Source organism: Nocardia sp. NPDC051832, assembly GCF_040681285.1.
Classification (GTDB): domain Bacteria; phylum Actinomycetota; class Actinomycetes; order Mycobacteriales; family Mycobacteriaceae; genus Nocardia.
Window position 1 is genome coordinate 956,270 of sequence record NZ_JBFAYL010000003.1, and the last position, 18,002, is coordinate 974,271.

An 18,002-nucleotide genomic window follows, 5' to 3' on the forward strand; every position below is an offset into this window, starting at 1 on the left:
GAAAGCCGAGCGCAGCGAGGTGTCTTCCTGGCGACCCCACTAGACTCGGTTGGCCGTTCTAGAAAGCCCGCCTGAGCTCAGGAGTCTTGATGTCCACGCTTCGTCCACCTCTTGCCGGACTGGCCGCGGTGGCCGGGGCCGACACTGCCCTGCGCACGGTCGCCGAGCTGGTCGGCAAGTCGGCGGTGGAGCTGGTCGCGCCGAGTGCGGTCCGGCCGTTCGTGGCCGCCACCATCGCGGCGAAGCAGCCGCTGGTGGTGGTGACGGCGACGGGTCGCGAGGCCGATGACCTGACGGTCGAGCTGGCGGAGATCCTCGGCGACAGCGTGGCGCAGTTCCCGTCCTGGGAGACGCTCCCGCACGAGCGGCTCTCGCCCGGCGCGGACACGGTGGGTCGCCGGCTGGAGGTGTTGCGCCGGCTCGCCCATCCCGAGGACGCGCTGTTCCCGGAACCGCTGCGGGTCATCGTGACCACCGTGCGCTCCCTGATGCAGCCGATGGCGGCCGGGCTCGGCGATATCGAGCCGATCGTGCTGCGTGTCGGCGCGGAACTCGACTTCGACGAATTGCTCACGCGTCTGGTCGAATTCGCGTACTCGCGGGTCGACATGGTGGGCAAGCGCGGCGAGTTCGCGGTGCGCGGCGGCATCCTCGATCTGTTCCCGCCGACGGCGGATCATCCGGTGCGCGTGGAGTTCTGGGGCGATGAGATCACCGAGGTGCGCGCGTTCTCGGTCGCCGATCAGCGCTCGCTGTCGGAGGTAGACCTGCCCGCCGTGGTCGCCTCGCCGTGCCGGGAACTGCTGCTGACCGCGGCGGTGCGGGACCGGGCGGCCGCGGTCGCCAAGGCCAACGCGGCCGACGCGGCCCTGGTGGAAATGCTGGACAAGCTCGCCGAGGGCATTCCGGTCGAGGGCATGGAGGCGCTGCTGCCGGTGCTGCAGCCCGGCGAATTGCGGTTGCTCACCGAGGTGCTGCCGGCGGGCACGCACCTGCTGGTGTGCGATCCGGAGAAGGTCCGCACGCGGGCCGCGGATCTGGTGCGCACCGGCGAGGAATTCCTCGAAGCTTCTTGGACCGCAGCGTCATTCGGCGGCGCCGCGCCGCTGGGTGGGCACGGGCTCGATCTCGCCGCGTCCGGTTATCGGGCCCTGCCGGAGATCCACGAGAGCGCCGACCAGCACGATCTGCCCTGGTGGACACTGAGTCCGCTGGAGTCCGGTGATCCGGCCGAGGTGGTGCTGCCGGTCGCCGGCGGCACCTCCGCGCGGGGTTCCGACGAACTCGTCGCGACCATCTTCGCGTCGCTGCGCGCACATGTCGCGACCGGCGGGCGCGCGGTGGTCGTGGTCGCGGGACACGGTACGGCACAACGCATTCTGGAACGTCTGGCCGATGCCGACGTGCCGGCCGCGGCGCTCGAGCCCGGCGCCGAACCGGGCGCCGGAGTGGTCGGCGTGCTCTGTGGTTCGCTGCACGACGGCCTGGTGTTCGCCGACGCCGGTCTGGTGGTCGTCGCCGAATCCGATCTCACCGGCAACCGGGTCACCGCGCCCGGCGAGGGCAAGCGGATGCCGGCCAAACGGCGCAACCAGGTCGATCCGCTCGCGCTCAGCGCGGGCGACATGGTGGTGCACGATCAGCACGGCATCGGCCGGTTCGTGGAGATGATCGAACGCACCGTGGGCGGGGCTCGTCGCGAATACCTGGTTATCGAATACGCGCCCGGTAAGCGCGGTCAGCCGGGCGATCGGCTGTTCGTGCCGATGGAATCGCTGGACCAGCTCTCCCGCTATGTGGGCGGCGAGATGCCGAGCCTGTCCAAGCTCGGCGGCTCGGACTGGGCGAACACGAAACGCAAGGCGCGCAAGGCGGTTCGGGAGATCGCCGGCGAGCTGGTGCAGCTGTACGCGGCCCGGCAGGCCGCACCCGGGCACGCGTTCGGGCCGGACACCCCGTGGCAGCAGGAGATGGAGGACGCGTTCGCGTTCACCGAGACCATCGATCAGATGACCGCCATCGCCGAGGTGAAATCGGATATGGAGAAGGCAGTTCCGATGGACCGCGTGGTGTGCGGCGACGTCGGCTACGGCAAGACCGAGATCGCGGTGCGCGCCGCGTTCAAGGCGGTGCAGGACGGCAAGCAGGTCGTGGTGCTGGTGCCGACGACCCTGCTCGCGCAACAGCATCTGCAGACCTTCACCGATCGCGTCGCCGGATTCCCGGTCACCGTGAAGGGCCTGTCCCGCTTCACCGATCCCGCCGACGCGCGCGAGGTGATGGCGGGCATGGCCGACGGATCGGTCGACATCGTGGTCGGCACGCACCGGCTGTTGCAGACCGGTATCCGCTGGAAGGATCTCGGCCTGGTCGTGGTCGACGAGGAACAGCGCTTCGGCGTCGAGCACAAAGAGCACATCAAGGCGCTGCGGACGCATGTGGACGTGCTGACCATGTCCGCCACGCCGATCCCGCGCACCCTGGAGATGAGCCTGGCCGGCATCCGTGAGATGTCGACCATCCTCACCCCGCCCGAGGAGCGCCATCCGGTGCTCACCTACGTCGGCGCGTACAACGACAAGCAGGTCACCGCCGCCATTCGCCGCGAACTGCTGCGCGACGGCCAGGTCTTCTATGTGCACAACCGGGTGTCCTCGATCGACAAGGCGGCCAAGCGGATTCGCGAGCTGGTGCCGGAGGCGCGCGTGGTGGTCGCGCACGGTCAGATGAACGAGGACACGCTCGAACAGACCGTGCAGGGTTTCTGGGAGCGCGAATTCGACGTGCTGGTGTGCACCACCATCATCGAAACCGGCTTGGACATCTCCAACGCGAACACGCTGATCGTGGAACGCGCTGATGCCCTGGGCCTTTCGCAGCTGCACCAGCTGCGCGGGCGGGTCGGGCGCAGCCGGGAGCGCGGTTACGCCTACTTCCTGTACCCGCCGGAGAAGCCGCTCACCGAGACCGCCTATGACCGGCTCGCGACCATCTCGCAGAATTCCGATCTCGGTGCGGGTATGGCGGTGGCCATGAAGGACCTCGAAATCCGCGGCGCCGGAAACGTGCTCGGCGCCGAACAGTCCGGGCACGTCGCGGGCGTCGGGTTCGACCTGTATGTGCGCCTGGTCGGCGAGGCGGTGGAGGCCTACCGTGCCGCCGCCGACGGCAAGCCGATCACCACCAGCGAGGAAGTCAAGGAGGTGCGCATCGACCTGCCGGTCGACGCGCACATCCCACCGGACTACATCGCCAGCGACCGGCTGCGCCTGGAGGCGTACCGCAAACTTGCCTCCGCCCAAGATGATTCGGCGCTGGCCGCGGTGGTCGAGGAACTCGTCGACCGCTATGGTGCGCTGCCCGTCGAGGTCGGGCGTCTGGTCTCGGTGGCGAAGCTGCGCTTGCTGGCCCGGGCCTACGGCGTCACCGAAATCGCGGTCACCGGAACCACCTTGAAGGTCTCGCCGCTGCTCAACCTGCCCGACTCCAAGCAACTGCGGTTGAAGCGGATCTACCCGAGCGCGAACTACAAGGCGGTCAGCGGCGTGGTCTCGCTGCCCCTGCCGCGCATCGAGGACAGCGTCGGCGCGGACCGGGTGCGCGATGTCCAGCTGTTGCAGTTCGTCGCCGATCTGCTGCTCGCGCTGGATGGAAAAGCCCAGGGCGCGGTCGATCTCACCGTCGCCACCGAAGCCACGGCGGCCCGATGAGCTCCGGCCGCGAGGAATCGGTGCTGCGCGCCGCCCGCAACGCCGCCGCCGGCAGCGACACCGCCGTGGTGGCGCGCGGCTTGGCCGGCGCCGTCGAGGTGATGGACCGCCTGTGGAACTTCGGCGGCTGGGAAGTCACCCAAACCCACGACTCGCTGCGCCCCTACCTGCTCGAGGAAACCTACGAACTCCTCGACGCCATCGGGCACAACGACGCCGAGACCATCAAGGAAGAACTCGGCGACCTGCTGCTCCAGGTTCTCTTCCATTCCCGAATCGCCCAGGCCGCAGGCGAATTCACCGTTGACGACGTAGCCGCCGTCCTGGTCGCCAAACTCGTCAACCGCAGTCCGCAACTCTCGGGCACCCCGATCGACCCGCACGCTCCCTTGGAAACCAAGATCGCCGCCCAGGAAAAGGCCTGGGAGGAGCGCAAATCCAGCGAGAAGTCCCGCCGCTCCTGCCTCGACGGCATCGCCATGGCCCAACCCGCCCTGGCCCTCGCCGAAAAGATCATCGCCCGCAGCGCCAAAGCCGGTCTCCCGGAAGACCTGATCCCCGAAGACCTGCGGGTAGTCCACCTGGGCGGCCCGGACAGCGCCGAGGAACGCCTCCGCAAAGCCACCCTCGCCTTCGCCACCACCATCCGCATCGCGGAGGACGCCGCGGAATCCGCCCGCGGGAGCCGCGCCGTCCTCACGCCCGCCGATTGGCGGCTGTTCTGGCCGCACTGATGGTGACAAAGATCGGTACACCGCCTAGGCTGTGAAAGCAGATCGCTATAACTTGACTTACGGGGGTGGATGTCATGGCACGACCACACACCTACGAGGACGTGGATCCCGAAGCCGCGCTGAAGTATTCGGTGCAGCGTCTCGGCCCGCGGTACTCCGAAGTCGTCGAGGGATTGATCGTCCTTTCCGAGCCGATGTGGGATCACGAGAAAGTGGTCGATCAGATCCGGGACCAGTTGCGCGAGAAGGTCCGTGAGCTCGATTGCCTGATGGGTTCAGGAGACCTGGATCTACCCGGCTCGCTCAACTGGTTCGTGCCCGACCTCGCGGTGGTGCCGGCGGTCTTGGCGGAGGGAGCGGGTGCACTCCTTCCGGAACAGACTTTGCTCGTGGTCGAAGCGACCTCCGAGTCGAACGCGGAGAATGACCGGAGCGTCAAACGCAAGCGCTACGGGCAGTACGGCGCACCGTTGTACTTGCTGCTCGATCGACAACGGCTGGAGTGGACGCTCTTTTCCGAGCCGCACGCTCTGGGCTATGCGAAGCAGGACGGCCCGCATCCCTTCGGCACCACCATTTTCCTCCCTGCTCCGTTCGAACTGGAACTCAACACCAGCCGCCTTTGATCCCCCGAAAATCGGATGCTGTCGCCGCAGGGTGGCTGCTATCTTCGCGCGGTCGTATTCGATCTACCGAGGAGGCCATCATGCGCCCCGACGATTTCCAGGTGCCGTTTCGAGCGAACCAGCAAGCGGCGTAGGGGGTTCCCTTAGCGAGACGCGGGTCAAGCGTGGCTCGCGCACGGTCGGCGTCGATAAAGAGCTGATCGAGAAGCTCGGCGGTAAAGATCCCTGTCCGTGTGGTTCCGGGCGGCGGTTTCAGCAAGTGCTGTCGCTCGACCGGTCGGTTCGACGACACCCAGGGCCACTATTACGTCCGCGACTAGGAGTGCATGCACCTGGCGTCGAAGCTACTGATGCACGATGATCTCGTCGCCGAGGGTGATCGTGCCCGCGGTGTTTACGGCGACCTTGATGCCGAAAGTGACACCCCCGCCCGGATCGCGGCGGTAGTCGGCGAGCGTGCGGAGCGGTTCGGGCCCCGCGCGCTTGCCGGTGGGCTGGTCGACGACGGTTACCTGGCAGCGGACGTCCGGTTTCACCCAGCGCAGGTGGGTGTCGCCGAGGGTGAAGTCGCGGATGGTGTCCTCGAAGTAGGGGGCGGGCCAGCCGGTCATCACGATGTTGGGGCGGAAGCGTTCCATCGGGACCGGGTCGGCGCCCTTTTCCAGGATGCGGGCGTTCAGGTCGTCCAGGGACGAGTCCGAGGTCAGGTGCAGTGGGGTGGAGTCGGTGAAGGTGATGTCGCCGTGCCAGTCGTCGACGGCGCGGTGGTGGTCCGGTGGGACGCGGACCAGGCGGACGTCTTCGTCCAGGAGATCGCTGGCCCAGGCCGCGACCTCGTCGCCCTGATCGATCGCGTCGCCCTCCCAGACGTTGTGCACGTTCACCGTCAGCCGGGGGCCGTCGAGACGGACGTCGAGGGTGTGTGTGTCGACGTCGAGGGCGGCGAGGGTGAGTTTCGCGCCGTCGCTCGCCAATTCGGGGCGGATGACCGACAGCCGTGGCGTGCTGCGCTGGCTGCGGAACAGGCCGTCTGGGCGGACGAACATGTAGGTGCGGTCGTGCGCGATGCCGGTCGGCAGGATCTCCGCGCGGGTCAGCGGGCTGCCCGCGCAGCCTTTGATCGGGTAAACGAAGAGTTCGGAAACAGCCGCCACTCAGCCGACCCTAGTGCGTCGGGCCCGGCGTGCCTGGAGCCAGTGCACGAATACTGGACTGGAACGCGCGCATCCGGGATGGCTGAGCGCGTAGCGTGAGCGGAAACGGATCGGCCGCTGGAGGTGCCAGATGCTGAGTGTGTTTTCCGCGCCCGGACACTACGTGCAGGGGCGCGACGCGACGGCGGCGCTCGGCAGCGAACTGGAACGGCTCGGCATCGCGGGGCCCGTCCTGATCGTCGCGGGCAACAGTGCGTTCGGGCTGCTCGCCGCGAAGTGGGACCAGTCGCTGACCGACGCGAAGATCGCCTACGCGGTGCATCGGTTCGGTGGCGAATGCAGTCGCGGCGAGATCGCGCGGATCGCGGCGGCGGCCGGTGCGCACGGCAGCACGGCGGTACTGGGTGCCGGCGGCGGGAAGGTGATCGATGCGGCGCGAGCCGTAGCCGCCGATCTCGAGCTGCCGATGATCAGCTGCCCGACCACGGCTTCCAGCGACGCGCCGTGCAGCGCGCTGTCGGTGATCTATACCGACGCAGGCGAATTCGAGCAGTACAAGCTGGTGGCACGTAATCCCGCGCTGGTACTCGTCGACACCTCGGCGGTTGCCCGAGCTCCGGCCCGGCTGCTCACCGCAGGCATGGGCGATGCCCTGGCCACCTGGTTCGAAGCCCGCACCTGTATCGCCGGGCAGGTGCGGAACATGCGTGGCGGCGCCTCTACGCGCAGCGCGGGCGCACTCGCCGAACTCTGCTATCGGACCTTGCTCGCCGACGGCGTATCCGCGCTCACCGCGGTCGAAACCCACACGGTCACACCGGCGCTGGAACGCGTCGTCGAGGCCAACACGCTGCTGTCCGGCCTCGGTTTCGAGTCCTCCGGCCTGGCCGCCGCCCACGCCGTGCACAACGGTCTCACCGCGGCCCCGGAAACCCGGCCGTTCCTGCACGGCGAAAAAGTGGCCTTCGGAGTCCTGACCCAGCTGATCCTGGAAGGCGCACCCACCGAGGAGATCGCCACCGTGCTCGCCTTCTGCACCTCGGTGGGCTTACCCAGCACCCTCGCCGACCTCGGTTTGGCCCACGCGGATCGAGAAACCCTGTCCGTCATCGCACACCGCGCCGTCGCGCCCGGTGAAACCATCCACAACGAACCCTTCGAGGTCGACGCCACCATGGTCCTGGACGCCCTGCGCACCGCCGACGCCCTCGGCCGCGGCTGAGCGATCAGTCGGCCTGCGCGGTAAACGGTGTGGGCGCCCGCGGCGATGTCTCGTACAGCAACCCTTCGCAATCAAACGTCCGACACCGAACCCTCACCTTCTCGCAAGAGTGTCGTCACCGTGTGTCGGGAACCCTGTAAATGGGCCTTCGCTATTCTGGCGGTGGAACCCGAAGCCAACACGTAGCGATCGCTCCCAGATCGCTCGACATGATCGGCGGGCAAACCCGCCGGGAGGGACCTCGGTCCGGTGCGCATCAGCAGAGTCGCGGAGCACCCGCGACCGAACCATGTGTTGTTCCACTTCAGCGACACCCATCTGGTCGCCGGCGACGGCGATCTCTACGGTGCCGTCGACGCGGAACAGCGCCTGCGCGAAGTCATCGATCAGGCGGCGGCCACGCATATCCAGCCGACCGCCATCGTGTTCACCGGCGATCTCACCGACAAGGGTGAGCCCGCCGCCTACGACAAGCTACGGGCGATCGTGGAACCGTTCGCGCGGCACGTCAGCGCCCCGATCGTGTGGGTGCAGGGCAATCACGACGATCGCGGGACGCTGCGCCGCAAGCTCCTGCGGGAGCGCCCGTCGGCGGCCCCGCTGGATCGGGTGCACATGATCGACGGGTTGCGCATCATCGCCCTGGACACCTCGGTGCCGGGCCACCACTACGGCGAGATCTCCGCCGAGCAGCTGGCGTGGCTGCGTTCGGTGCTGGCCGAGCCCGCGCCCTTCGGCACCATCCTGGCCATGCATCATCCGCCGGTGCCGTGCGTGATGGACCTCGCGGTCACCGTGGAGCTGCGCGATCAGCGCCGCCTGGCCGATGTGCTGGACGGTAGCGATGTGCGCGCGATTCTGGCCGGGCACCTGCATTTCTCGACGTCCGCGACGTTCGCGGGTATCCCCGTCTCGGTCGCGTCGGCCACCTGCTACACCCAGGATCTCGGCGTCGCCGACGGCGGCCAGCGCGGCCGCGACGGCGCGCAGGCGTTCAATCTGGTGCACGTCTACCCGGAAACCGTCGTGCATTCGGTCGTGCCGATCGAGAAGGGCGCGACCGTCGGCACCCCGGCCACGCCGGAGCAGGCGGCGGAGCGACTGGCCGAGGCGGGCATCGTCATCCCGCCCGCGGCCCGGATCCCCTTGTTCATGCGGCGCCAGCAGCCGACTCCGGAATCGGATGACGAGCCGGTGCACTGAGCCCCCGGTGTTCCCAGGGCGCCGGATCCGGGAAATACCCTGCCAGGAAGTCCGAAACCCGCTGGGTCCGTTCCGCTTCGGAGACCTCCGGGAAGCTGCCGTCGTTGAGGCAGAAGAAATCGACATCGCGATCGCGCGCCAGCCCGTCGAGCAGTTCGAGCCCGTCGCGGCTGGTGGTATCGACGTACCGCATGCGCGCCAGCTCCTGCGGTACCGCGCGCCCGGTGAGCAGCGCGTAGTAGTGGTAGAGCGAGTTGGTGACGGAGATGTCGGTGGCGGCGCGGAACCGGCTGGTCCGGGTGCGCGCGAAGTCGGCCTCGAACACCTCCTCCATCTCGTGTAACACGCTGCGGCGCAACGGCACCGGCGTGTGCTCCAAGTGCCGCGTGATGACGTGTCCGAACCGGTCGGCCAGCAGGGCCCGATTCACCCGGGCCGCGTTCTCGAATCCGCTGCGGCGCTCGTGGTTCCGGCCCGGGCCGATGCGGGTGCCCGCCTCGATGAACCGGCTGATCCCGGCGGGGCTGAAGAACATCGAGGGGCGTACCGGCCGGGCGAAGAACATGTCGTCGTTGGAATACAGGAAGTGCTCGGACAATCCGTCGATGTGCTGCAACTGGCATTCCACCGCATGGGAATTGAAGATCGGCAGTCCGCTGGTGTCGCTGAAGTGATCGACCGCGCGCACCACCGTCACCTTCGGATGCTCCGAAAGCCAGCCGGGGACCGCGGAATCCGTGGCGATGAAGACGCGCCGGATCCAGGGCGCGTTCTTGTGCACCGCGCGCAGCGCGAATTTCAGTTCGTCGATCTGCCGGATGCGGGCGTCGGCGTCGTCACCCTCGCCGACTACCACCTGGGCCAGCATGCCGGCCCGCCGGGCCCGGAACTCCGGATCGGAGCCGTCCACCCAGGAGAACACCAGGTCGATGTCGAAGCCGACATCGGTCGGCTGCGGTGCGAACATTCCGTCCAGCGTCGGCCAGACTCGGTCGAACAGCCGGATCTGGGTGTAGTCCACGTCGGCGAGGTCGAAGATGTTGCGGGTCAAAGCATTCGCGCGCGGGCATTCAACGGTGTCGCCGTGGAAGTCCCACAGCTCCACTTCCACGTGGTGCGCCGGATCGTGGTCGCGGCCGATACGGAAAATATTGTGGGCCAGTTCGATACAGGAGAACCCCGCCGCTACCGCGGTCGCCGTGACGCGCCGCACCATCGCCTGGTGCGCCGCGTCGGTGGCCAGGCCGAGCCGGTGCCGGCTGTCCCGGATCAGCAGAAACGGCACCTCCGCGGCCGCCAGTTCGGACCGCAGGTACGCGAGGTCCGCGATCGCCGCCTCCGAGATCGCCAGATTCCCGGCCGGCTGCGCGGCGCCGGTCAGCATTCCCGGGTTCACTGCTCCCATATCCATCATCGGTGTTGTCCGCTCCGTTCGTATTTCGTTCGCCGTGACTCCTCCCCCGGGGCACCGCACCGGAAAATTCAGACGACGGCGCCGCCGACACGTGTGGCGTCGGTTGCGGGGCCGCCGGATCCGGCGCGGTCGAAGTCAGGGATGCGGAACGGTGCCGTAGGGCAGGAACGAATCGCTGGGCCGATAATCGGACGGCAGGTAGACCATGTCGTTCTCACCTCACTCGAGCGCGGGACGCCGCGGCGCCATGGAGGTGTGCTGGTCCAGCGCACGGCGGGCGACCGAGCGTGGCGACAGCACACGCAGGGCCGGACAGTCATCGGCCGGCGAAGAGAAGAATTCCTGATGAACACAGGGTTGATACGAATGATGCATCCCCATCGCCCGTCCGTCAATCGGGATACGGCGCGCTGTCCCGGACAGGCCGTCCCCTGTCGAAAATAGGCAAGGCTTGCCTGGTCAGGGCACCTCGCCGAAAGATCACGCACACCAGCGAGCAAGGGCCACAGCGCTTTAGACTGGCTGCAGTACGACCCGGAGCAACGATTTCGTGAGGTGACGAAGATGGCAGCAGGAGCGACTCCCGCGCAACGTCAAGACCACTCGACAGGTGGGTCGGCCATGGAACATCCCGAACTCGACGTCTTACCGGTGTGGCCACGCGACACCATCGCGGTGCTGGTGACCACCGATCCCCTTCCGCATGCGATTCCGGTCTCCTGGCCCGTCAGAGCCGGCGCTCGGCGCATTCTGCTGAGCCTCAAGTTCGATCGCGGTTCCCTGGCCCGGCTGCGTAAGGCCCCGGATATCGCGCTGCTGATTCTGGGCGGCGGTGATGTGGCGCTGTGTGCCCGCGGGAAGGCGAAGGTGATCGCCGAAGAGATGCCGGGTGCGCCGGAATACGTGGCCGTCCAACTCGACGTCGAAGTGATCGACGATCACCGGCAGTCGGCTTTCGCTGTGGCCCAGGGGATTCAGCGCAATGTGCTGGACGACAGCGAACTGACGGCGCTCCAGGGCCGGGTGGCGACCTTGCGGGAATGGGCCGACCCGCTGAACTGAGCCGACAAACGGCGGGACAACGGTAATAATCAGGATGGAAGGCGGCGCGGATGCGCCGAATGGAAGGGGATCATGTCCGTCACACTCGCCAAAGGCGGCAATGTTTCACTGTCGAAACAGGCGCCGAATCTCACCAGTGTCGCGGTAGGGCTCGGCTGGGACGTGCGCACCACCACCGGGGCCGACTACGACCTCGATGCCAGCGCCCTCGCGACCGGTGCGAACCTGAAGGTGCTCTCGGATCAGCACTTCATCTTCTACAACAATCTGAAATCGCCGGACGGCAGTATCGAGCACACCGGTGACAACCTCACCGGTGAGGGCGAAGGCGACGACGAGGTGATCAACGTCAACCTCGCCGCGGTGCCGCCGGACATCACCAATGTCTTCTTCCCGGTCTCGATCCACGACGCGGACGCGCGCGGCCAGTCCTTCGGCCAGATCCGCAACGCCTTCATCCGGGTCGTCGATCGCAGCAACGGCGCCGAACTGGCTCGTTACGACCTCTCCGAAGACGCGTCCACCGAAACCGCCATGGTCTTCGGCGAGCTGTACCGGCACGGCGGCGAATGGAAGTTCCGCGCCATCGGCCAGGGCTACGCCTCCGGGCTCGGCGGCATCGCCCGGGACTACGGCGTCAGCGTGTAATCAGTCCTCGTAGACAGGCGGGCGCCGGTCCTTCCGCGCCCGCATGGCTTCGTCGAAGTTGTCGGTGGTCAGGCGGACGTAGATCTGCGCCATGCCTTCGTGCTGCATGTGGGATTCGAAGCTGCCTGCTTCCATGCCGCTCCACAGCATGCGTTTGGTGAGTTCGGTGCCGACGCGGCTGTAGCGCAGGATCTGGTCGGCCAGGTCGTAGCTGGTCTCCAGGAGTTCGCCGACGGGGACCACGCGCGAGACCAGGCCGATACGCTCGGCTTCGGCCGCGTCGACATCGCGACCGGAGAGCATGATCTCGAAGGCGCGCGAGGAGCCGATCGCGCGCGGCAACAGGTAGCTGAAGCCGAGCTCGGCCGAGGTCAATCCGTTGTTGATGCCGGCGGCGCGAAAGTAGGCCCCCTCGGCGGCGATTCGGATATCCGCGCCGACGCTCAGACAGAACCCGCCGCCGATGGCCGCGCCGTTGACGGCGGCGATAACCGGCTGGTGCATGCGCCGCAGCGCCAGCATCACATCGTTGAACAGGTCCATGGACCGGCGCGCGATGCTGGTCCGGGTCAACCCGGACACACCCGGGATCGCCCCGGAATGTTGCAGATCCGCGCCGGAACAGAAGCCCTCGCCTGCCCCGGTGAGCACCACCACCCGAACGTCGTTGTCCGCCGCCACCGCCTGCAGCGTCTCGCGCAGCGGCACCATCACGTCAAATGCCATGGCGTTCATGCGTTCCGGGCGATTGAGAGTGATCAGCGCGATCCCGGGCCGCGGCTTCTCGACGATCACGAACGACATGGGCACTCCTCTAGAACTGAAACCTGTTCTAGAACCTACGCGAGAAGTCGCCCGCCGCGCGCGGATTCGTGATCAGCTCGCGCTGGGCAGCGTTTCGCGGATCAGGACCGGCTCGACCGGTGCCTTCGCCGCGAGCAACGCGAAGTAGCGGCGGAGCATCAGGACGGCGGTGGTGGCCAAGCCGGCGGTGAGGCCCCACCAGACGCCCGCCGCGCCGAGGCCGAGCGGGAAGGCGAACAGCAGCGCGCTCGGCAGGCCGACCATCCAGTAGCCGATCAGGGAGAGCCGGAATCCGGCGTTGGTCGCGCCGAGCCCGCGCAGCAGGCCGGTGCCGATGTTCTGGGCGGCGTCGAAGAACTGCAGGATGATGCCGATCAGCAGGAGGGTGCGGGCGATGTCGAGGGTGCTGGTGTCGCCCGGCTCCAGGAACGGGCGCAGCACCAGGTTCGGGATGACGACGTAGGCCGCGCCGGTCACCGCCGCGACGATCGCCGCGTGCCGCAGCGCCAGCCAGGCGATGGCTTTCGCGTGCAGGCATTCGTCCCGCGCCACGGCCGTGCTGACCAGGATCGACGCGCCGTGGGACAGGCCGATCGCGACCTGGAAGACGATGTAGATGATCTGGTACACGACATTGTGCGCGGCCAGCGCCGCCGGGCCGATGCTGCCCATGACCAAGGCGAGCACCGAGAACATGCCCGCCTCGGAGCCGTAGGTCAGCGCGATCGGGGTGCCGAGTTTCAGTTCGTCGCGGACCGCCGGCCAGTGCACCGGCCAGGGGCGGACGGCGAGCGTCGGGCCGAGTTCGTCGTCGTAGCGCACCATCGCCCAGAAGAGGCCGAAAGTGATCAGGTAGACCAGCGAGGTGGCGACGCCGACACCGGTGAGACCGAGCGCGGGCAGCCCCGCCCAGCCGTGGATCAGTGCCAGCGCCAGCACGAGATTCAGCGCGACCGACCCGAGTGTCACCGTCAGCAGCGCCTGCGGGCGCTGCATGCCGACGGTGTACTGCCGCAGCACCTGGAACCACAGGCACGGCAGCAGGCCCGGCGCGAGCGCCACCATCAGCGGGCGCGCTTCGGCGAGCACGCCGGCGTCCTGCCCAAGCCAGTGCAGCGACCAGCCGAGACCGATCAGGAGCGCGCCGCCGAGAATGCCCGCGACGGTGGCGATCAGGAAGCTGGACCGCACCACGTCGCGCACCGCGCGGTCGGCGGTGTGGCCGTTCTTGCCCGCGGTGCTGACCTCCGCGGCGATCCGGTTGCCGGTGCCGGTGATCAACCCGACGCACATGGTGCGGATCTGGTTGAACAGCACCAGCGCCAAGCCGCCCGCCGCGACCTGACGCACACCGAGCGTGCCCATCAACGCGATGTTGGTGGTCGACACCGCGATCTGCGCCAGCTGCGTCAGCGCGATCGGCGTGGCCAGCGCGGTGAGTCGCTTGGAGTCGGCGCGGTACTGCGACAGCATCACCGCGCGCCCCCCGCTCCGGGGGCCGGCGGGGCCTGGTGGCCGATTCTCATCGGGCGTCCACCAGTTGGTCGGCCGGAGCGTAGCGGTCCAGCAGCGTCAGCACCTCGCGTTCGGTGGCGGCGTCGAGCAGGTCGCGGTCGTTCATCCAGTCGTCGTCGAAGACGGTGTCGAGGTACTTCTCGCCGCCGTCGCAGACCAGGGTGACCACGGTCGACCCGGCCGGGAACTCCTCGAGGCGGGTGAGCCCGGCATGCACCGAACCGCCCGCGGACCCGCCGATCATCAGGCCCAGTTTCGCGGCGACGGCCCGCGCGGTGGCGAAGGCCGCCACGTCCGAGACCTTCACGCCCTCGTCGAGCAGCGAATAGTCGACGGCGGTGCCGATGGTCGCGCCCGGCGGCGTGCCGGTGCCCGACTGCCAGTACGGCCCGCCCGGCCCGCCGAACGCGATCGAGCCGACCGGTTCCACGCCGATCACATGCGGAGTGCAGCCGAGCTGACGCAAGCGCGTGGCGGTGCCGAACAGCGAACCTCCGGTACCCACCGCCGAGAGCAGGATGTCGACCTGCTCCACGTCCGCCAGCAATTCCTCGGCCACGGGGTAGTAGCCGACGGCGTTGGCGTCGTTGTTGTGCTGTTCGGTGAAATACGCGTCGGGCAGCCCGGCCGCCATCGCCTCGGCCAGGTCTTCCCGGGCCGAGGTGGCCAGGTTGTCGTCGTCCTCGTCGGCGACGAAGACCAGTTCCGCACCCATCGCTCGCATCGCTCGCAACTTGTCCTTACAGGCGTGATGATCGACCACTGCAGTAAAGCGATACCCACGTTCGGCAGCAACTACCGCGAGGCCGAGCCCGGTGTTACCGGATGTCGACTCGATGATATGCCCGCCAACCGGCAGCAACCCACGCCGCTCGGCATCGTCGACCATGGCCCGGGCCATGCGGATCTTCGCCGCACCCGTCGGATTGAACTGCTCCAGTTTCAGCAGCAGCCGGGTGCCGGCGCCGGTTCTGGCCAGTTCGAACAGCGGGGTGCGGCCGATCAGATCCGTCACGCGCGTGACGAGCGGCATGGGTGTCTCCTCATCAAGGGTCTGCGGGTGGTGCGATGAAAGCGGGGTCGCTCAGGAGTCGAGCGTCCAGCGGAAGCGGTCCCCGGGGGCGTCGTGCAGCACGACCTTCGGTGGAATCGGCAGGTCGTGAAAGGCGGACTCGTTCGAATCCATCTGGTATCCGGCGGTATTCGGGTAGACGAGTAGATCGCCCACCTCGGCGCGGCGCGGCAGCGGGATCCGCCGCCAGCTGAGCATGTCGGATTCCAGGCAGGTGGCGGCGCCGACCGCGGCCGGTGTGGGCTCGCCCGAACGCCGCGGCCACAGCACCGGATCCGGCAGGAACTCGCTGTCGAACCACTGCTCGGACAGGCTCAGGCTGGAGCCGTCCACGGTCAGCAGCTGATACGGCTGCCCGTCCGCCTGCCGGGGCTTGCCGCCCTGCACGCGGAACACGGTGCTGCCCGCGCCGTCCAGCAGCGCCCGGCCCGGTTCGATGGCCAGCCGGATATCGTTGTCGCGCAGTCGTTCTCCGAGACCGTTGTGCTCCAGAATCGCGGAAAGCATGGCGGGTCCGGGGGCCGGGAAGTGATACGGATAGAACGAGTCGAAGTTCTTGCCGGCGTGGAACCAGTCGCGGTTCACGCTGTCGGAGAACTCGTTCCACGCCTGCTCCGGAACGTAATCCACGCCGAAACCGCCACCGATGGAGATGGTGGTGACCGGATGGCCGAGTTCCCGCGCGGCCAGGCAGTGCTCGATGAGCTCCTCGGCGTGCTCGGCGCGCGCCACGGCGTCATACCCGGTCAGATGAAAACTGAAGCCCTCCAATTGGATCGGCTCCAGCCCCACCGGCCCGGCGGCGCCGATCACGGACATCGCCGCACCGATCTCCGTGCCGGACAAGCCGAACCGGCTGTCCGATCCCGACGGCAGCACCCGCAGCAGCACCCGCGCCGGCGCCGCGGCCGACGCGATCCGCCCCAGCCGCTCCAGTTCGTCGAGCGCGTCCAGAGCGATCAACGCCCCGTGCCGCACCGCCAGCCACAACAGGTCATCCGACTTGGCCGGTCCCGTCACCATCAACTCGCTGCCGCGCACTCCCTGCGCCAGCGCCGCCCCCAGCTCCCCGGCACTGGAAACATCGACACCCGTGCCGTTCTCGGCACACACCCGGGCGACACAACCAGCCTTGTTCGCCTTCTTGCCGTAGTAGATCGCTCCATCCACCCCCGCGTCCACGAACACCTCGCGGAAACCATGAATATTCCGCGCGATCCGCTGCGGATACATCACATGAAACGGTCCACCCACGGCGAAAGCGATGTCCTCCAGCAGATGCTGATCATCGAGCACCCGCTGTTCCCAGACATCCCGATGCGCCGGCAGCGGCAGCGCGGCAATGCCTGCCGCCACCTCTGTCGCAACGGTCTCGGCTGCACCGGCGCCATCCGAACCGGCCTCCGCGTCAGCAGCGACCGACAGCGCACCGACCGGAATACCCGCGTCCGCCACGGTCTCGCCCACACCGGCCGGAACGCGCCGATCCCACCTGGCCCGCGCAGCAGGCGGCTCCGCCGACGCACGCATCGGCGAAACAACCCGTCGCGCAGCCACTTCTACATCCGGCGACGCAGAAGTATCCCGCTCGTAGTCGTCGGCCCAACCGCCATCTGCCGTCCTGTCCGTGCGTCGAACGTCTCCCGAACGATCGCTTACCGGAGCGGCAGCCGCCGCCGACGATTCGGCCGCAACAGAATTCGCAGCAGGCTCGAGATCGGCCCCTGCCGTGGGCTCAGCGTCGGCGATCACTGCTGTGGACATCGCGGATGAGCTGTCATCCGCGATGTCCGATACGCCCACCGCCTCGTCGGCCGCATCCTGGTCGCCCGGCTCGTTCGATATTGCGTCGGCAGCCTCGTCTCGGTCACCGTCCACGTCATGTGCAACGGCGGCCTCGTTCGTGGTGGCGTCTTCTAGGAAGGGCGCGTCCGGAGTCGATGATGGCTCAACCGCAGCGGACTTCGCAGCTGCGTCGACATCGGTCCCGGCACCGGCATCATCGCTTTTGATCGCTTCAGGCGACGACGCGAGCGAGCCTTCGTCCGCGATGGGATCGTCCATTGCATGATCGGCCGCACCACTACCGTCCGGCTCAGCTATCGACGCGGCGGCGTCCTCCGATGGGCCCGTAGGCTCAGCCGCGAATTCGTCCATGGCCGCGGCATGGGGGGATGCATCGTTCCCTTCGCCCGTGGTCGCATCAGCAGGAAACTCCGAAACGAGATCGTCCGAGCTGAAGTTCAGTGGATCGTCGATCGCACTGGCAGAGGCATCTTCGAGAATCGCTGCCTGCGTGGCGATTTCCTCTGTCGCCGCGAACGCAAAATCATCGGGCGTGGAATCGCTGCTGCGGGCGTCGCCCATTTCGTCGGTAGGCGGCTTCGAAGCCACTTCATAGTCGACGTCGACGGACGACTGAGTGTCCTTCAGAGTGGTCGCAGCGGCCGGGGCATCGTCTGTGTCCCCCAGGGCTGTTGCCTGGTCCACCTCGTCAGTTGTCACACCGGCGGAGAGATTCGGCGCGCTCTCGTCAGCGCAGAATTCGTTCAGCGGATCCACGGACGGCGCCGTGCTGCTCGACTCGTCGCCGGCCGCCGCGGTCTCCGGTTCGGCCAGAGCTGCTGCGGTGGGCATCGAAACCGTTTCGGGAAGGTCGGTTTCGGCTGGTGCGGTGCGCTTGCGGGGTTTGCGCTTCTTGGGCTCGGGGCGTGCGGCGTCGGCCGGTGGCGTGCCGGTGGTCTCCAGCTCGGCTTCGGCCGTCGACACGCGAGGGTCGGGTTCCGGGTTGGGGACGTGGGGGTCCGGTGGTTCGGGGATGCGGGGGTCCGGGGTGGC

At 67.8% G+C, this 18,002-nt stretch carries 14 protein-coding genes; 8 read left to right on the forward strand and 6 right to left on the reverse strand.

The window, feature by feature from the left end:
• The first annotated feature begins 89 nt into the window (after positions 1-89).
• The 4 genes from mfd (at position 90) to AB0M14_RS22110 (ending at position 5,431) form a co-directional block, all read left to right on the forward strand.
• Positions 90-3,710 carry a transcription-repair coupling factor gene (mfd, locus tag AB0M14_RS22095; RefSeq protein ID WP_364997781.1) on the forward strand — a complete coding sequence of 1,207 codons (3,621 nt, stop codon included), beginning with the start codon at positions 90-92 and terminating at the stop codon, positions 3,708-3,710.
• Positions 3,711-3,811: 101 nt separating this feature from the next.
• The gene (locus AB0M14_RS22100; RefSeq protein WP_364999006.1) at positions 3,812-4,444 is read left to right on the forward strand and encodes a MazG family protein; all 633 of its coding nucleotides are present in this window, start codon (positions 3,812-3,814) and stop codon (positions 4,442-4,444) included.
• A 101-nt stretch (positions 4,445-4,545) separates the two neighbouring features.
• Positions 4,546-5,070, forward strand: coding sequence for a Uma2 family endonuclease (locus tag AB0M14_RS22105; RefSeq protein ID WP_364997783.1), 525 nt, complete (start codon positions 4,546-4,548; stop codon positions 5,068-5,070).
• Positions 4,982-5,431 (forward strand): SEC-C metal-binding domain-containing protein, encoded by a 450-nt coding sequence (locus AB0M14_RS22110; RefSeq protein WP_364997785.1) that lies wholly within the window; start codon positions 4,982-4,984, stop codon positions 5,429-5,431. The genes AB0M14_RS22105 and AB0M14_RS22110 overlap by 89 nt, the downstream gene beginning before the upstream one ends.
• Here AB0M14_RS22110 and AB0M14_RS22115 read toward each other — a convergent pair.
• Positions 5,415-6,224 (reverse strand): MOSC N-terminal beta barrel domain-containing protein, encoded by an 810-nt coding sequence (locus AB0M14_RS22115; protein ID WP_364997787.1) that lies wholly within the window; start codon positions 6,222-6,224, stop codon positions 5,415-5,417. The genes AB0M14_RS22110 and AB0M14_RS22115 overlap by 17 nt on opposite strands.
• Positions 6,225-6,354: 130 nt before the next feature.
• On the opposite strand from AB0M14_RS22115, the gene AB0M14_RS22120 reads away from it, so the two are divergent.
• Positions 6,355-7,446: a glycerol dehydrogenase gene (locus AB0M14_RS22120; RefSeq protein ID WP_364997789.1), complete on the forward strand. Its 1,092-nt coding sequence runs from the start codon at positions 6,355-6,357 to the stop codon at positions 7,444-7,446.
• 249 nt (positions 7,447-7,695) lie between these two features.
• Entirely contained in the window at positions 7,696-8,649 is a 954-nt protein-coding gene (locus AB0M14_RS22125; protein WP_364997791.1) for a phosphodiesterase, read from the forward strand.
• Here the strand turns inward: AB0M14_RS22125 and AB0M14_RS22130 are convergent.
• Entirely contained in the window at positions 8,597-10,033 is a 1,437-nt protein-coding gene (locus AB0M14_RS22130) for a stealth family protein (RefSeq protein ID WP_364999007.1), read from the reverse strand. The two genes, AB0M14_RS22125 and AB0M14_RS22130, sit on opposite strands and share 53 nt — an antisense overlap.
• A gap of 594 nt (positions 10,034-10,627) precedes the next feature.
• Between AB0M14_RS22130 and AB0M14_RS22135 the strand changes: the two genes are divergently transcribed.
• Positions 10,628-11,125, forward strand: a complete 498-nt coding sequence (locus AB0M14_RS22135; RefSeq protein ID WP_364997793.1) for a hypothetical protein — start codon at positions 10,628-10,630, stop codon at positions 11,123-11,125.
• A 72-nt stretch (positions 11,126-11,197) separates the two neighbouring features.
• Positions 11,198-11,773, forward strand: a complete 576-nt coding sequence (locus AB0M14_RS22140; protein ID WP_364997795.1) for a TerD family protein — start codon at positions 11,198-11,200, stop codon at positions 11,771-11,773.
• On the opposite strand, the gene AB0M14_RS22145 is transcribed toward AB0M14_RS22140, so the two are convergent.
• From AB0M14_RS22145 to AB0M14_RS22160, 4 genes are all read right to left on the reverse strand, one after another.
• The gene (locus tag AB0M14_RS22145; RefSeq protein ID WP_364997797.1) at positions 11,774-12,577 is read right to left on the reverse strand and encodes an enoyl-CoA hydratase; all 804 of its coding nucleotides are present in this window, start codon (positions 12,575-12,577) and stop codon (positions 11,774-11,776) included. It abuts the gene before it with no gap.
• Positions 12,578-12,649: 72 nt separating this feature from the next.
• Complete coding sequence (locus AB0M14_RS22150) at positions 12,650-14,050, reverse strand: MATE family efflux transporter (protein ID WP_364997799.1); 1,401 nt, start codon at positions 14,048-14,050, stop codon at positions 12,650-12,652.
• 49 nt (positions 14,051-14,099) lie between these two features.
• A complete protein-coding gene (locus AB0M14_RS22155) occupies positions 14,100-15,125 on the reverse strand; it encodes a cysteine synthase family protein (protein ID WP_364997801.1) in 1,026 nt (341 codons plus the stop codon).
• Positions 15,126-15,176: 51 nt separating this feature from the next.
• Positions 15,177-17,933, reverse strand: coding sequence for a hypothetical protein (locus AB0M14_RS22160; RefSeq protein WP_364997803.1), 2,757 nt, complete (start codon positions 17,931-17,933; stop codon positions 15,177-15,179).
• Positions 17,934-18,002 lie beyond the last annotated feature (69 nt).